This window comes from Mediterranea massiliensis, assembly GCF_900128475.1.
Classification (GTDB): domain Bacteria; phylum Bacteroidota; class Bacteroidia; order Bacteroidales; family Bacteroidaceae; genus Bacteroides; species Bacteroides massiliensis_E.
Genome location: NZ_LT635836.1, coordinates 105,838 through 121,505 on the forward strand (window position 1 = coordinate 105,838; position 15,668 = coordinate 121,505).

General features: G+C 44.8%; 11 protein-coding genes and 1 tRNA gene. 7 read left to right on the top strand and 5 right to left on the bottom strand.

Annotated features, from left to right (window positions below; all coding sequences use genetic code 11):
• Nucleotides 1-51: 51 nt before the first annotated feature.
• On the bottom strand, nt 52-1,749 hold the full coding sequence (gene ettA, locus BQ7483_RS05070; RefSeq protein ID WP_072545433.1) for an energy-dependent translational throttle protein EttA: 1,698 nt from the start codon (nt 1,747-1,749) through the stop codon (nt 52-54).
• A gap of 194 nt (nt 1,750-1,943) precedes the next feature.
• Between ettA and BQ7483_RS05075 the strand changes: the two genes are divergently transcribed.
• From BQ7483_RS05075 to BQ7483_RS05095, 5 genes are all read left to right on the top strand, one after another.
• A tRNA-Lys gene (locus tag BQ7483_RS05075) sits at nt 1,944-2,016 on the top strand.
• 375 nt (nt 2,017-2,391) lie between these two features.
• Complete coding sequence (locus BQ7483_RS05080; protein ID WP_072545434.1) at nt 2,392-3,003, top strand: TetR/AcrR family transcriptional regulator; 612 nt, start codon at nt 2,392-2,394, stop codon at nt 3,001-3,003.
• 129 nt (nt 3,004-3,132) lie between these two features.
• Nucleotides 3,133-3,948, top strand: coding sequence for a class I SAM-dependent methyltransferase (locus BQ7483_RS05085; RefSeq protein ID WP_022021881.1), 816 nt, complete (start codon nt 3,133-3,135; stop codon nt 3,946-3,948).
• A 118-nt stretch (nt 3,949-4,066) separates the two neighbouring features.
• Complete coding sequence (locus BQ7483_RS05090; protein WP_072545110.1) at nt 4,067-5,842, top strand: ABC transporter ATP-binding protein; 1,776 nt, start codon at nt 4,067-4,069, stop codon at nt 5,840-5,842.
• Complete coding sequence (locus tag BQ7483_RS05095) at nt 5,835-7,574, top strand: ABC transporter ATP-binding protein (protein WP_072545111.1); 1,740 nt, start codon at nt 5,835-5,837, stop codon at nt 7,572-7,574. Before BQ7483_RS05090 ends, BQ7483_RS05095 begins: the two co-directional genes overlap by 8 nt.
• Before the next feature lie 255 nt (nt 7,575-7,829).
• Here the strand turns inward: BQ7483_RS05095 and BQ7483_RS05100 are convergent, their stop codons facing one another.
• Genes BQ7483_RS05100 through BQ7483_RS05115 form a run of 4 tightly spaced genes read right to left on the bottom strand, consistent with a single transcriptional unit; the run spans nt 7,830 to nt 11,801 of the window.
• Nucleotides 7,830-8,870 carry a histidine kinase gene (locus BQ7483_RS05100; RefSeq protein ID WP_072545112.1) on the bottom strand — a complete coding sequence of 347 codons (1,041 nt, stop codon included), beginning with the start codon at nt 8,868-8,870 and terminating at the stop codon, nt 7,830-7,832.
• Nucleotides 8,870-10,264, bottom strand: a complete 1,395-nt coding sequence (locus BQ7483_RS05105) for an MBOAT family O-acyltransferase (protein ID WP_072545113.1) — start codon at nt 10,262-10,264, stop codon at nt 8,870-8,872. The genes BQ7483_RS05100 and BQ7483_RS05105 overlap by 1 nt, the downstream gene beginning before the upstream one ends.
• 17 nt (nt 10,265-10,281) lie before the next feature.
• Nucleotides 10,282-10,524, bottom strand: coding sequence for an acyl carrier protein (locus BQ7483_RS05110; protein ID WP_072545114.1), 243 nt, complete (start codon nt 10,522-10,524; stop codon nt 10,282-10,284).
• 20 nt (nt 10,525-10,544) lie between these two features.
• Entirely contained in the window at nt 10,545-11,801 is a 1,257-nt protein-coding gene (locus tag BQ7483_RS05115) for an AMP-binding protein (RefSeq protein ID WP_235847308.1), read from the bottom strand.
• Between the two features lie 282 nt (nt 11,802-12,083).
• On the opposite strand from BQ7483_RS05115, the gene BQ7483_RS05120 reads away from it, so the two are divergent.
• Both BQ7483_RS05120 and BQ7483_RS05125 read left to right on the top strand, forming a co-directional pair.
• The gene (locus tag BQ7483_RS05120; protein WP_072545115.1) at nt 12,084-13,241 is read left to right on the top strand and encodes a site-specific integrase; all 1,158 of its coding nucleotides are present in this window, start codon (nt 12,084-12,086) and stop codon (nt 13,239-13,241) included.
• 546 nt (nt 13,242-13,787) lie between these two features.
• Complete coding sequence (locus tag BQ7483_RS05125) at nt 13,788-15,596, top strand: reverse transcriptase/maturase family protein (RefSeq protein WP_072545116.1); 1,809 nt, start codon at nt 13,788-13,790, stop codon at nt 15,594-15,596.
• Nucleotides 15,597-15,668 lie beyond the last annotated feature (72 nt).

A 15,668-nucleotide genomic window follows, 5' to 3' on the forward strand; every position in this document is an offset into this window, starting at 1 on the left:
TTTCCCGAGCTTCAAAATTGAGATTTGCTGTCAATTCGAAACCTAACCCCGTCAATCAGCCATCAGTTTGCGATATCGCACGCGGGTAGGCTCTTCCTTGCCCAACCGCTTCAGCTTGTTTTCTTCGTATTCCGAATAGGAACCTTCGAAGAAGAACACATTCGAATTGCCCTCAAAAGCCAGAATGTGCGTACAGATACGGTCGAGGAACCAACGGTCGTGGCTGATGACCACGGCACAGCCAGCAAAGTCCTCAAGACCTTCCTCCAAGGCACGGAGGGTATTGACGTCGATGTCGTTGGTAGGCTCGTCGAGCAGCAGCACGTTACCCTCTTCCTTCAAGGCCATGGCCAGGTGCAGACGGTTGCGCTCACCGCCCGAGAGGACTCCACAAAGCTTCTCCTGGTCGGCACCCGAGAAGTTGAAACGGGAAAGATAGGCGCGGGCATTAATGTCACGTCCGCCCATACGAATCAGTTCGTTGCCCCCTGAAATGACCTGATAAACACTCTTGTTGGGATCGATATCCTTGTGCTGCTGGTCCACATAGGCCACCTTCACGGTCTCGCCCACCTCAAACTCACCCTTGTCGGGCTTCTCCAATCCCATAATCAGGCGGAACAATGTAGTCTTACCTGCACCGTTCGGCCCGATGATGCCCACGATGCCGTTGGGCGGAAGCATAAAGTTGAGGTCGTCGAAAAGCAACTTGTCACCATAAGCCTTGGCCACATGCTTGGCCTCGATGACCTTGTTGCCCAGACGCGGACCGTTGGGGATAAAGATTTCCAACTTTTCTTCCTTCTCCTTCACGTCTTCGTTCAGCAACTTGTCGTACGAGTTCAGACGGGCCTTTCCCTTGGCCTGACGGGCCTTGGGCGCCATGCGCACCCACTCCAACTCGCGCTCCAGCGTCTTGCGACGCTTGCTGGCCGTCTTTTCTTCCATCTCCATGCGCTTGGTTTTCTGTTCCAGCCAGCTGGAATAGTTGCCCTTCCAGGGAATACCCTCCCCACGGTCGAGCTCCAGAATCCATCCGGCCACATGGTCGAGGAAGTAGCGGTCGTGCGTCACGGCAATCACCGTACCCTCATACTGCTGCAAGTGCTGCTCCAGCCAGTCGATGGACTCGGCATCGAGGTGGTTGGTAGGCTCGTCCAGCAACAGGATGTCAGGCTTCTGCAACAGCAGGCGGCAGAGGGCTACACGGCGACGCTCACCTCCCGACAGATGCTCTACCGACTGGTCTTCGGGCGGACAACGCAAAGCATCCATGGCGCGCTCCAGCTTACTGTCCAGGTTCCACGCATCCGTCGCATCGATGATATCCTGCAATTCAGCCTGGCGGGCGAAGAGCTTCTCCATCTTGTCCGCATCCTCATAGTACTCAGGCAGGCCGAACTTCTGATTGATTTCTTCGTATTCGTTCAGCGCGTCCACGATGGGCTGAACGCCTTCCATTACTACTTCCTTCACGGTTTTCGTAGGATCCAGATAAGGTTCCTGCGCCAGATATCCCACCGAATACCCGGGTGAAAACACCACTTCGCCCTGATAGGATTTATCCAACCCGGCGATAATCTTCAGCAAGGTAGACTTACCCGAACCGTTCAGACCGATGATACCAATCTTCGCTCCATAAAAGAACGACAGATAGATATTCTTCAGCACCTGCTTGTTGTTCTGCTGAATGGTCTTGTTCAGACCTACCATTGAAAAAATAATTTTCTTATCGTCAACTGTTGCCATATAATATATATTAATAATGTAGATAATCTGGTATGAATGACGTACACAATCTGCAGGCACGATGCATACAACCTCCGAAGAGCTTTTCCACATCCTCCTGCAAACCTATGCGCAAAGATAAGAAAAAAAGCAAAAAACTTTGCAACTTCAAAAAAATTATCTATCTTTGCACCCGCTTAACGGCAATAAGGTTTGATTCGCTAGCTCAGCAGGTAGAGCACAACACTTTTAATGTTGGGGTCTTGGGTTCGAGCCCCAAGCGGATCACTCAAACAAAAAGCAAAACAACGAAAACCGCTGATAATCAATCATTATCGGCGGTTTTTCTTTTTATCCATACTGCAAATTGAAGCAGAATATGGCATCTAAAAGGAGGTGAAACAGGTGGACTTGAATTCCACTTAAGAACAAGTCCACCTACCTGGATTATATTTCACTAATTATTAGCGTTTTATATAAAGAACTCTTCCTAAAACATGTATTTCTACACCATCAAAAAAATGAAGAGCATAGTTCTTTTCAGGTGATTTTTCATGGCGTAAGTAATAAGGAAAATTCTCCTAAAATCACTAAAAATAGGTATTGATAAGGTAAAGTATGACCTGTAAATTTGCACCATCAAATAGGGACCATGTTCTTTATATGCAAATTTTAAAAGAAAACATACGGAGTTTTATATTGAAAGTAGCCAGACAGCAATTCGAGCAAAAAGGTTATTCCAAGACTTCCATGCGCGAAATAGCAGATTTAGCAGGAATTGGTGTCGGGAATATCTATAACTACTTCACGAACAAAGATGATTTGTTTCGTGAGGTGGTGCGTCCGGTTTTATACGCTTTGGAAGCTATGTTGCAAGAGCATCACGGCATACGGGGAGAGGATATTATGATGATGAGGTCGGAAGAATACCTGAAATCCTGTATAGACGAATATGTTTCGCTAATTGACAAACATAGCACATTGATGAAGATTCTGCTGTTTCATGCGCAAGGTTCTTCGTTGGAGAGCTTTCGCGAGAATTATACAGATCGTTCTACCGAATTGGTCAAAATCTGGTTCGCGTCCATGCGGCGGAAGCATCCTGAAATCAATACGGCAGTGTCTGATTTTATCATCCATTTGCATACGGTATGGATGTTCACGATGTTCGAGGAACTGTTGATGCACGCCATACCCCGACAGGAAATGGAGGCTATTTTACATGATTATATTTTGTTTGAAATTCAAGGTTGGAGGGCAATCATCAAGATATGAGATACAGACAGCTTAAATATAAAAAGACAGCTGCGTTAGAGCGGTTGGCAAGGAGGAAATCTTCATAGAGGTTTCCTCCTTTTTTTATGAACAAATCTGAATATCGTTCACTATTAAACACCTAAAGATATGAAACAGAAACATGAGTTTAAGAGCATCGTGGCGGAAACACTACTTATTCCGCTATACATGCGAGCAAAAGAAAGCCGTCGAGATAACCCCATTCTGAATGACAAGACTGCGGAACAGCTGGCGGACAATTTGGAATATGATTATTCCCAATTTGATGGAGCAAAACTGAGTGAAGTGGGATGTGTGGTGCGAGGATGGTATTTTGACCGTGCCGTACAGCAGTTTATCGAAACGCATCCAAATCCGGTCGTGGTGAATGTGGGTTGTGGGCTGGATACCCGTTTCCAGCGTATCGGAAACGGAAAGACTATCTTTTATGATATGGATCTGCCGGAAGTCATTGCGTTGCGCCGGAAACTGATACCTGAACAGCTGGGTAATATCTATATCGCTGCGTCCTTGCTGGAAACCGACTGGATGGACAATCTCTGTCGGAAACATCCCAATGCGGAATTTATTTTTATTGTGGAAGGAGTGCTGATGTATTTTTATGAAAAGCAGGTAAAAGCCTTCCTGCATGCCGTGGCAAGCCGTTTCGAGGGAGGCGAACTGTGGTTTGACGTATGCGGTACGATAATGAGCCGGCACGGGGTAAAGCCAGACTCGCTTCGCAAGCATAAGGCTCAAATCCGCTTCGGACTGAGTGACGGGCGTTTGGTCGAACAATGGGAACCAACTTTGCAACTTATTGAGCAAGCCAATTATATGAAGTTTTTCCGTTCACGCTGGGGATTTTTCTTTGGTTATGTGCTGGGACAGATACCCTGGTTATGTTTTAAATTCAGTTCAATGTTGGGATATAAAATAGCATAAATAGAATCTACCAGTTCATTAAAAGGAAATCTTGTCTATTGTCTGCAGGACTTGATGAAGTGAAAGTAGATAAAAAAGAAAAAGAATATATGTATAGTTACGAGAAAACAATATAATAATGGGAACTTTAAAAAAATTACAGGGCTATATGGGACAGCGACGGATTCTCTTTCCTTTGTCCCTCATTCTGTCGGCACTTAGTGCGTTGGCAGGATTGGTGCCGTACATATTGATATGGCTTATTGTAAAAGAATTACTTGTACCGGATACCGTCGGCGATACGGACATGATGGTTTATGCCTGGTGGGCAGCTGGTCTGGCCATAGGAAGCGTTGTGCTTTACTTTGTTGCATTGATGGCTTCACATCTGGCTGCTTTCCGTGTGGAAAGCAATATCCGACGTGATGCGATGGAACGTGTAGTGGCTATGCCGCTTGGTTTTTTTGATCAAAATACATCCGGACGAATCCGTAAGATTATTGATGACAATGCCAGCATTACGCATACTTTTCTGGCTCACCAGTTGCCTGATCTGGCAGCTACGGTATTGATGCCTCTGTTGACTACGGTGCTTATTTTCGTTTTTGACTGGCAGTTGGGATTGGCCTGTCTTGTCCCCGTACTGGTAGCGATGGGATTAATGACTTACATGATGAACGGAAATGGACGGGAATTCATGAGTAAATACATGACCGCTTTGGAAGAAATGAATACGGAGGCTGTAGAATACGTACGTGGTATTCCTGTAGTAAAAGTATTCCAACAGACCATTTATTCATTTAAGAATTTTCATCGAAGTATTATGAATTATAATAGAATGGTAACGGCATATACACGTATGTGGTGTCACCCTATGACATTCTATACGGTAATTATCAATGGTTTCGCTTTCTTTCTCGCTCCTGTCTCCATACTGATGATAGGGCATGGTAATGAGCCTGTATCAGTACTGGTAGATTTCTTCCTTTTTATTCTGCTTACCCCTCTTTTCTCACAAAGTATTATGAAAAGCATGTATCTCCAACAAGCTACAGGGCAAGCTGGAGAAGCGATAAACAGGTTGGAAGATCTGCTGAACTATGAAGTGCTGAAAGAAGCGGATAATTCACAAAAGCCCAAACGGTTTGATATCATGTTCGAACATGTTTCTTTTTCTTATCCTGGTACCGGACAAAAGGCCATAGACAATATCAGTTTTAAACTTCCCCAAGGTCAGACTTATGCTCTTGTGGGGGCTTCCGGCAGTGGGAAAACGACAATAGCCCGTCTGCTTCCACGTTTCTGGGATGTGCAGGAAGGCCGGATTAGTATAGGCGGCGTAGATGTACGAGATATTTCTAAAGAATCATTAATGGACAGCATAGCCTTTGTTTTCCAGCAGGCTCATCTTTTTAAAACTACCTTATGGGATAATCTCATTTACGGCAAACCAAACGCCACAAAAGAAGAGGTAAGCCGTGCGATTGATGCGGCACAATGCAGGGAAATTATAGACCGTTTGCCGGATGGATTGCAAACAAAAATCGGGGCTGAAGGTACTTACTTGTCGGGTGGTGAACAGCAGCGTATTGTACTGGCACGTGCCATTCTGAAAGATGCACCTATTGTGGTACTTGATGAAGCTACGGCTTTTGCCGACCCAGAAAATGAAGTGCTTATTAAACATGCTCTGAAAGAATTGACTCGTGGAAAAACTGTTCTGAAGATTGCTCACCGCTTGTCAACTGTAGTTGATGCTGACCGTATTCTTGTAGTAGATAATGGGGAAATAGCAGAAGAAGGAACTCATCAGGAACTTTTGGCAAAGAAGGGAATTTATGCGGTAATGTGGAATGAATATAACCGTTCCGCAAGCTGGACTATTGGCAGAAAGGAGGATAATAATCATGATTAAAACCATACAACAACGCTTTGCCCTGTCGTATCAGGGAGCTAAGGATTTTCTGAGAGGTGTATTGTTTACTACACTGTTGGATCTGGCACTGATGTTGCCGGCTGTTTATGTTTTCCTGTTTTTGGATGATTGGCTGAGGCCTTTACTTGTTTCAGGAACATCGACAACTCACGGATTGTTATACTACGGATTGCTTGGCCTAGGTTTCATGGGAGTAATGTATGTTATAGGTTATTTCCAGTATAACAGTACTTATACGTCGGTCTATGACGAGAGTGCAATACGCCGTGTGTCATTGGCAGAGAAGTTACGTTTATTGCCATTGGCTTTTTTCGGAGAGAAGAATCTTTCAGACCTTACAGCTACCATTATGGATGACTGTTCGGACATGGAACATACTTTTTCACATGCTGTGCCACAGCTTTTTGCTTCTCTAATTGCTATCCTGTTAATAGCAATTGGCATGTTTTTCTATAACTGGCAGTTAGCCTTGGCTCTTTTCTGGGTAGTTCCGACAGCAATGGCGTTACTCATATTTTCTCAACGAAAAATGAGAACGGGTAATCGTGAAAATTATCTGAACAAACGGGCGGTAAGTGAAGCTATACAGGAAGGATTGGACAATATTCAAGAAATAAAAGCATATAATCAAGAGACAAACTACCGCCAGACCCTTACCGACAAGATTGACTCCTACGAACAGGCACTGACCCGTAATGAACTGTTGCTTGGCGTATTGGTGCATGGAGCTCAAAGTTTGCTTAAGTTAGGCATAGCTTCTGTTATCATAGTTGGAGCTGATATGCTTTCAACAGGCAGGCTTGATCTTTTTGTCTATCTTGTTTTTCTGGTTCTTGGTTCCCGGATTTACGCTCCTATAGATGAAGTGATGAACAACCTTGCTGCCCTTTCTTATCTTGATGTACGTATTCGACGTATGCGCGAGATGCAGGACATGCCTGTTCAGCATGGAACCACAAAGTTCACGCCTGAAAATTTTGACATAGTGTTCAATCATGTAGATTTTGCTTACGAAACGGGTAAGCAAGTATTGTATGACGTGAGTTTTATTGCCCGTCAGGGGGAAATTACAGCATTGGTAGGCCCTTCGGGGAGCGGTAAGAGTACAGCTGCTAAACTTTCCGCGCGTTTTTGGGACATACGACAGGGATCAATCACTCTTGGTGGAATTGACATCAGCCAGATAGAGCCGGAAACTTTGCTACGTTATTTTTCTGTTGTGTTTCAGGATGTGGTTTTATTCAATGCATCTGTTATAGATAATATTCGTATCGGTCGCCGTGACGCAACGGATGAAGAAGTCTTGCGTGTGGCACATTTGGCGCAATGTGATGAGTTCGTTACCAAGATGCCTGACGGATACCGTACTGTTATCGGAGAAAACGGAAATACACTCTCCGGAGGCGAACGTCAGCGTATTTCTATTGCCCGTGCTTTACTTAAGGATGCTCCTATCGTTCTATTGGATGAAGCTACGGCATCACTGGATGTTGAAAATGAGACTAAAATACAAACGGCGATTTCAGAACTGGTGCGTGACAAGACGGTCCTCATTATTGCCCATCGTATGAGAACTATTGCCCATGCGGATAGAATTGTAGTATTGAAAGACGGTATGGTAACAGACGTAGGCACTTCTGATGAACTTATCCAAAAGGATGGATATTTCAAGCGTATGATAGAGTTACAAATGAAAAAACAAAAATACTGAGAATAACTCATCACATACATTGTTCGGGACATGGTCATCATGGCCATGTCCCGGATGCAATCAACATTACTGTATAGTTTTTCATTACCCGCATATAGTAGAATATGCAGAAGATGTCGTGTAGGATTGTTTTACAACTGAGGGGACAAAAAATATTGAGAATGTGAAGGATTATATTCTGTGATAATGTTTATGTTATTGAAACGAAAGGATTCATCCTGCTACCCGTAAGAATCTTTTGGGAGTTATCTGATATCATTGAAATTTATAAATTCTTTCCAGTAGTTTATTGCCTAACAAGGGACGGTAGTGTCCTGATTCATAATAGTTGTGATAATCTTCTGTAAACTCGTTAATACCACTGAAATCATATACATTTTCTTTTCCAAAAATGCTTTGCAAGATTTCTCTATCATCCGGGTGCAGTTCTTTCTGGTTATAATCCGGACTGATAACGACACGTATTGAGGTGTTATGACGACGCAGCACGTCCATGATTTCATCCAGTACCTTCCGTTGCTTTTGATATATGGCGGGAGCAGTTATGGTGACCGTGCCATCCCGTTCGGGAAACTCTTTTTTACGATTTTTCCAATACGCCTCGCCTTCCTGTTCAATCTGCTTTTCACGAGGGTTGAATGCGTCATTATTCTTCGAATCACGTATCCTTCCATAAGGATTCATTCGTTTCATTTTCAGTTCTACTTTTCCGGTTATGCGGTATTTCAGGTATGGGAACAAAAAATCAGGTGTTGCGAATCCCTGTATGAACGCCAACTGAACCGTAAACGGATTACGCCCTGATATGGCAGACGGAAGAATATTACTGGGACCCGTCAGGAGCTCAAAATGTGAAAGGGAAGCCCGATCAAGAATTATCAGCACATTCTTTATTTCTGCACCTTCACGGTCAAGGGCACGGAGTTTGAGGCTTATCGCTTTTATGCTCTCCGCATTGCCGAAAAGGCGGATGGCACGATCGCCGGGAGCAAGATATTTTTCCCATTCCCCGCATCGGAATGCCATCGTGCAGGAATTACCCAAAATAAATGAATTGAAATGCACGCTGTCATTATGGTTCTTGTATATTTGCCAACCTACATGATGTTCGTTCAGTGTGACATCAGAATCATATACGTCATATTTGTGAAGTACCATAAAAGGATCATCGTAAACGTACAGGGCAATCAAAGCCCAAAATGGTATGGTGAACAGGACTAACTTTCGGACAAAGTGTAGGAAAGCAGACCGTTTACGGATGTTTGCACCAATAATAGTATCCAGATTTTTTTCCATCAGAATTGCAGATATATGAAGTCTTCCGTACCGAACTTGCCATAGGCAAACACGGCAAACACAATTAAATAATACACTGTCCAGCGAAATAAGGCAGGCTGCTTTTCAAAACGAAGGTGCAAGTCGCCTTTGGACATAAAAAAGTCATAAAGCAGTATCAACAACAAGGTGGAGCCTGCCACGATACAGATGTGGTCGGACATACCGATATTAATTTCTTTCCAGCTCGCATGGGTCTGAAAAGAAATACTCCGCAGGAAATAGAATGCGTCTGAAACGGACTGTGCCTTGAAAAACACCAGCGATACGGCAAAGATGAGGTAGGTGCGGATAATTGAAAGCGTGGCGAACAGCCGTTTGCCGATACGCTTCCTTACCTTGTTCCGTATTTTTTCAGTCCTCAGTTCCCATGCAATCACAAGTCCCTGTATGAATCCATAGACGGCAAATGTCCATCCCGCACCATGCCATATACCCAAGGCAATAAAGGTTACCATAAGGCTTGCAGCCACACCCCATTGCCCCCAACGGCGTGTAAGCGACGACAAAGGGAGAAAAAGGTAATCCCGTACCCAGGAGGAAAGGGAAATATGCCAGCGACGCCAGAACTCAGCCGTGGTTTGGGCGGCAAAGGGATGCGCGAAGTTGGGCGACAGTTTCAAGCCAAACAGCATTCCTGTTCCAATCGCCATATCCGTGTAGCCGGAAAAATCGGCATAAAGTTCAATGGGATAGAGAAGGCAGGCCATAAGCAGTTGCACGCCTGAGACGGTGTGCATCGAATCGAACACCCCGTCAATATAGGGTCCTATATGGTCGGCAAGTAGCAGTTTCTTCACCAAGCCCACCACAATCAGCCTCAGGCCATAGGTTATCATGGGATAGGATGCAGGAGAGAGTCTTCGGACTTGCGGAAGCAAATCGGCGGACCGTTCAATCGGGCCAGACAGGAACTTCATGAACAGAAGCATATAAAGCAGGAAATCAATCAGACTACGTTCTGTCTTTTCCTCCTCCCAATAGACTTCCGTCAAGTAGCCGATGGCCTGAAAGGTATAGAACGACATTCCCAATAGAAAAATAAAACCAGAGTCTCCGTTTAAGCGGTTGGCATAACGGAAACCAATCCAGCAGAGGACAAGGCAGGATATGCTGCTCCAGTAAATCAAACTGGATCCTCTTTCCTTTTCGCAGGCTTGCTCGACAAGTATCGCCGCACCGTATGTAAAAAGGCTTACGACCAGTGCCGTGACAAGAAATGCGGGATTGAAGTATCCGATGAAAACTCCACTTGCCGCAAGCAAAACAAACTTCCGTCCTTTATCACTGACAAAATGGTATAATGTGAAACAGAGCAGGAACAGCAGGACAAATTCAAGGGAAATGAATGACATTGCTTTTTCCTCCTATCCTATTGGGCCTTATTCATGATGGTATGGCAAAGATCGCCCACATTTTTCAATTTCACTATCTCGCGAAACGAAAAACGCACACCGAACTTTTTCTCTATCTCGGTGAGCAGTATCATATTGGTCAGGGAATCCCATCCGTCCACATCCTGGGCAGTAGTGCTTTCGGTCAATGTGACGTCGTCTCTCTTTAATACTTTTCTGAATATTCCGTTCAAGATTTCCAATAATTCTGTTGTTTCCATATACTTGATTGCTTTTTTATTTATTGAGTGATGTTCTTTAATAGTTGGTTCCGGTCAATTTTGTTACTGTTGTTTTGTGGAAAACAAGGGATGAAGTGAATGCGACGGGGCAACATATAAGACGGCACATGGCTTAGCATATATCGTTCAAGTTCCTCCGTGTTTTCAGCATCCTTTTCTATAACAAGGTGCAGTTCACAATTTCCGTCAGAAGTATAAACCGGCAAAACCAAAGCGTTGCAAGTATGCCTGTAAAACGCCTTAACGTGGTGTTCTATTTCACCCAATTCTATCCTGAAACCTTGTATCTTTACTTGCGTGTCCTTACGACCACAATAAATAATATCTCCATCAGAATCTGCCAGACAAAGATCGCCGGTACGGTAATAGAGCTTTCCGGAGGGATCTGTAACAAAACTTTCCGCAGTTCTTTCGGGAGCGCACCAATATCCGCTCATTAACTGCGGCCCGGCAATCCACAATTCCCCGATCTCGCCAATCGGAAGTCGTTTGCCCGAAGGGGAGGCAATCACATAGTCCATACCCTGAAAAGGTCTTCCTATTGCGGCCATACCGTTATGGTGCTTGGCTCCTTCAGCCGGAATAACATACGAAGTGCAGTAGATGGTAGCTTCGGTAGGTCCATACAGATTGATTACCGTAGCATTGGGAATGCAAGGGCGAAATTCATCAAGCAGATTCACATCGGTGGCTTCGGCTGTGACTATGAGATAGCGCAAGTCCGGAAAACTGATTTCCCCAAAATAAGGACGTGATAACCGAAGTACGGAAGGGGCTACTGCCGCAAACGTGAGACGATGGCGCTCCATGAGATCCAATACGTTCAGGTATTTCATTCCTTTCTGCGGAACAGCATAGACACACGCTCCGAGGGTGAGTGGATAAAGAAACGACACGACGGAGACATCGAATGTCAGTTCAAACATCTGGAGCATACGGTCGTTTTCGTCCAGTTTCCATCCTAAAGCACGATAAGCCTGGTAGAAAGCATTCAGGTTCCTTCGAGATATCGGAACACCCTTGGGTTCTCCCGTACTTCCTGACGTGAAGATAATGTAAGCGGGCACGTCGGGATTAACCTCATACAGCACAATGCCGGACGGCAAAGCAGACCGACGTGAGGAGAGAGACACACGTTTGGCACTGATGTCAGCGGGAAGTATATTGCCATTCTCCCCACTGTAAAGCAACAGGCCAATACCGGATTGCCTGGCAATCCGAGAGTTGCGCTCTGCAGGATAATCGGGATGCAACATGACATAGGTTTTAACGGAAAATAATAGGATAAAACGCAGAATAAAGCGAATTTGAGCATTCTCACTGACGGTCAGAGAGTTTGGCTTCGGGTGGCACAGAATGGCACAAGGGCGGAAAAACGGATTTAGGCGGATTGCAGTAACAGATGTACTTCCAAACCATTACCCGACACCGAATGCACATTTAACACTAACAGTCTCTATTTCTGCGTTCTGCGTAGGTTTACATTCTGCCTTTACAACTCCCGTAAACTAATTTTGCACCAAACAAAAAGTAGGATTATGAGGAGTACTTTCAAGACCGTCTTCTATGTAAACGGAAGCAAGGAAAAGAATGGGATTGTCCCCATCATGGGACGGGTTACAATCAACGGGACTATCGCGCAGTTCAGTTGCAAACAGCGCATCTCCAAGGATTTGTGGGATGCCAAAGGCAACCGGGCAAAAGGTAAGAGCCGCGAGGCGGTGGCTGTGAACTATACGCTTGACAACATCAAGGCGCAGATAACTAAGCACTACCAGCGGCTTTCCGACCGTGAGGCGTATGTCACGGCTGAAATGGTACGCAACGCCTATCAGGGCATCGGCACGGAGTATGAAACATTGTTACGAGCATTTGACAAGGAGAACGAGGCGTTTGCCAAACGGGTGGGCAAAGACCGCTCTAAGCGCACGTATCAGAAGTATCTGACCGTCCGCAAATACGTGGCGGAGTTTATCAAGCGTCAATACAAGCGGACAGACATGGCGATGAACGAACTGACGGAGGACTTCATCCGTGACTACTGCCTGTACCTGCGTAACGAGGTCGGGCTGGCGCAATCGTCCGTGTGGATATACTCCATACCGTTGAAACACATCGTCACCACGGCTCACTACAACGGCAAGATACCGAGAAACCCGTTTGCGATGTACCACGTTGACCCTGACCACAAGGAGCGCGGCTTTCTCACGGAGGACGAGATGCGGGCATTGGGCGCAATCAAACTGGACAATCCCAACTTCGCATTGGCGAAGGATTTGTTCCTGTTCGGGTGCTGGACGGGCATCTCGTTCACGGACATAAAGAATTTGACCACCGACAACATCGTTGAAATAAACGGCACACCTTGGATTGTGTCGAAACGTCAAAAGACGGGAGTACCGTTCCAAATCAAGCTGATGGACATCCCGATGCAGATTATCAAGCGTTACGAGCCGTTCAGGACTGACAAGCGGCTTTTCAATATCGGCTCGCTTGACATGGTGAACAAGCGTATCAAGGCTGTGGCGAAGAAATGCGGGATAGAAAAGCCGGTTTCATTCCATTTAAGCCGCCATTCATTCGCTGTTTTGGCATTGAATTACGGTATGCCGATAGAAAGCGTAAGCAAGATTTTGGGGCATACGAACATAACCACCACGCAAATTTACGCGAGTGCGCCCAGACTGGTCGCTTGATAAATACTTCTGTAGCAAGAAGTTAGGATTGGGTTCAATATAATCCTATCGTCAATCAGCTTATCCGACGGGGAAACCTAACGGGGAGTGTAGCATGCTGATTAAAGCCCTGAGTCTACTAATAGCCAAGTAGCGACTGAAGGGCAAGACGAAACGACATATACAAGGATGAAGCCTTGATTGGTTGAACGATAGTTCGGTGGTACCACATCTTGCAATAGCGGAAGGCTTTTATATACGCTATTTCATAGTACTCTGGCTATTTTGTGCGTTAGTTCAGAGCATTAAGAACCGACTATGACACAGCCGCAATAAGCGGACAAGAACGAAAGTCGCATCCGACAATATGTCACGCTAATAGTTATCAAGTGAAACTAACTGGGGATTGCCTAAGTCAGAACGCCTCAAAGGCTATGAGAGCTGGTCTCTGAATATCTGATATGGCAACGGAGTTCCCATAGTAGTCCGAGCAAGTTAACGGCTTGTACATGGCGAAGGGGAACAGTCCATAACTTTAGTACAAACAAAGGAAAACGTGAGAGACGTATGAGAAATCCCGAGCAAGTATTAAACATTTTAGCTGAACACAGCAACGAGTCAGGTTACAAATACGAACGACTCTATCGTATTCTGTTCAATGAGCAGATGTTCTTAGTCGCATATCAGCGCATTCATGCAAAACCAGGCAATATGACACCCGGTACTGATGGACAGACGGAGGACGGCATGAGCATTGACAAGATACACGCATTAATAGACAGTCTCAAAAGCGAAGTCTATAGGCCTAAACCGGCAAAGAGGGTTTACATACCGAAGAAGAGCGGAAAGTTACGTCCGCTCGGTATCCCTACGTTTGCAGATAAATTAGTGCAAGAGGTAGTGAGAATGGTTCTCGAAGCCATATACGAAGGATATTTTGAACGGACTTCACATGGTTTCAGACCACACAAAAGCTGCCACACGGCACTTAAGAGTCTACAGAATAATTTCAACGGAACAAAGTGGTTCATTGAGGGAGACATAAAAGGTTTCTTTGACAATATCAACCATGGCGTGATGATAGAAATTCTGAGGGAACGCATATCTGACGAACGTTTCCTTCGGTTAATACGTAAATTTCTCAACGCTGGATATTTGGAAGAATGGCACTTCAATAGAACTTATTCGGGTACGCCTCAAGGTGGAATTATCAGTCCAATACTGGTTAATATCTACCTGGACAAGTTCGATAAGTATATGAAGAAGTATGCACAAGATTTCCATAAGGGTAAAGTTAGACACCGCAACAAGGATATCGGCAGACTGAACAATCGAGTTCACTATCTAAAGAAGAGAATGAAGGAGGTGACGGACGTTGATAAATTGGAAGCAATGCGGGAGGAAGTTCGTAATAAGCAACAGCAAATACTGACTATGCCGAGCGGTAACGATATGGATGAGAATTTCCGTAGATTGAATTATGTACGCTACGCTGATGATTTCCTTATAGGGGTCATTGGAAATAAAGCAGAGTGCGAGAAAATCAAGGCGGATGTCACACAATTTATGCAAAAGAAGCTAAAATTGGAAATGTCACAAGAAAAGACCTTGATAACCAACGCACAAGACAGTGCAAAATTTCTCGGCTATGAAATATCAGTCCGTAAAGATTACACAACGCAGAAAAATGCAAGAGGAGAAACTCGTAGACATCGTAATGGTAATGTGATACTACACGTATCACGAGAAGTAATAAAGAAGAAGTTACTGAGTCTTGAAGCCATGAATGTGAAAACACAAAATGGCAAAGAAGTGTGGAGGTCTAAAGGTAGAACATACCTGATAGACAATGAGCCACAAGACATAGTAGCACGTTTCAACACAGAAATCAGAGGATTCTACAACTACTACTCCATTGCAAACAATGCATCGGCACTTGGACGTTCATTTGGATGTATCATGAGGTTCAGTATGCTAAAGACATTTGCGCAAAAACTTAACAGTTCCGTCAGAACCATAACAGACAAGTATCGTGAAGATGATAAATTTGTGGTGTGGTATACGGACAAGAAAGGCGAACGCAAACCAAGGGTGTTTTACAATGAGGGCTTCAAGCGTATTACCGACTTGGGAACTCAAAAATGTGATAACTTGCCCTACTTGTTCAACACTCCATCTATGAGTCTGGTCGAAAGACTGACTGCAAATAAGTGTGAGTTGTGCGGAAAAGTAGGAAATGTTGTGTCACACCACGTCAGGAAACTCTCAGATTTAAGAGGCAAAACCGGATGGGAACGTAAAATGCTCAAAATGCATAGAAAATCTTTAATCGTCTGTGCAGAATGTCATAACATGATTCATGCGGAGAATAGCTAAAATGCCGTTATGGGCGGAGAGCCGTATACATGGAGACGTGTACGTACGGTTCGGAGGCAGGCTGTCGGAAAC

What these genes read in the sequence shown, in the direction of transcription:
- BQ7483_RS05115 (WP_235847308.1), bottom strand. Translation starts at nt 11,801, where the DNA reads ATGTTGCATCCCGATTATCCTGCAGAGCGCAACTCTCGGATTGCCAGG.
- BQ7483_RS05100 (WP_072545112.1), bottom strand. Translation starts at nt 8,870, where the DNA reads ATGGAAAAAAATCTGGATACTATTATTGGTGCAAACATCCGTAAACGG.
- BQ7483_RS05095 (WP_072545111.1), top strand. Translation starts at nt 5,835, where the DNA reads ATGATTAAAACCATACAACAACGCTTTGCCCTGTCGTATCAGGGAGCT.
- BQ7483_RS05120 (WP_072545115.1), top strand. Translation starts at nt 12,084, where the DNA reads ATGAGGAGTACTTTCAAGACCGTCTTCTATGTAAACGGAAGCAAGGAA.
- BQ7483_RS05080 (WP_072545434.1), top strand. Translation starts at nt 2,392, where the DNA reads ATGCAAATTTTAAAAGAAAACATACGGAGTTTTATATTGAAAGTAGCC.
- BQ7483_RS05125 (WP_072545116.1), top strand. Translation starts at nt 13,788, where the DNA reads ATGAGAAATCCCGAGCAAGTATTAAACATTTTAGCTGAACACAGCAAC.
- BQ7483_RS05110 (WP_072545114.1), bottom strand. Translation starts at nt 10,524, where the DNA reads ATGGAAACAACAGAATTATTGGAAATCTTGAACGGAATATTCAGAAAA.
- BQ7483_RS05105 (WP_072545113.1), bottom strand. Translation starts at nt 10,264, where the DNA reads ATGTCATTCATTTCCCTTGAATTTGTCCTGCTGTTCCTGCTCTGTTTC.
- BQ7483_RS05085 (WP_022021881.1), top strand. Translation starts at nt 3,133, where the DNA reads ATGAAACAGAAACATGAGTTTAAGAGCATCGTGGCGGAAACACTACTT.
- BQ7483_RS05090 (WP_072545110.1), top strand. Translation starts at nt 4,067, where the DNA reads ATGGGAACTTTAAAAAAATTACAGGGCTATATGGGACAGCGACGGATT.
- ettA (WP_072545433.1), bottom strand. Translation starts at nt 1,749, where the DNA reads ATGGCAACAGTTGACGATAAGAAAATTATTTTTTCAATGGTAGGTCTG.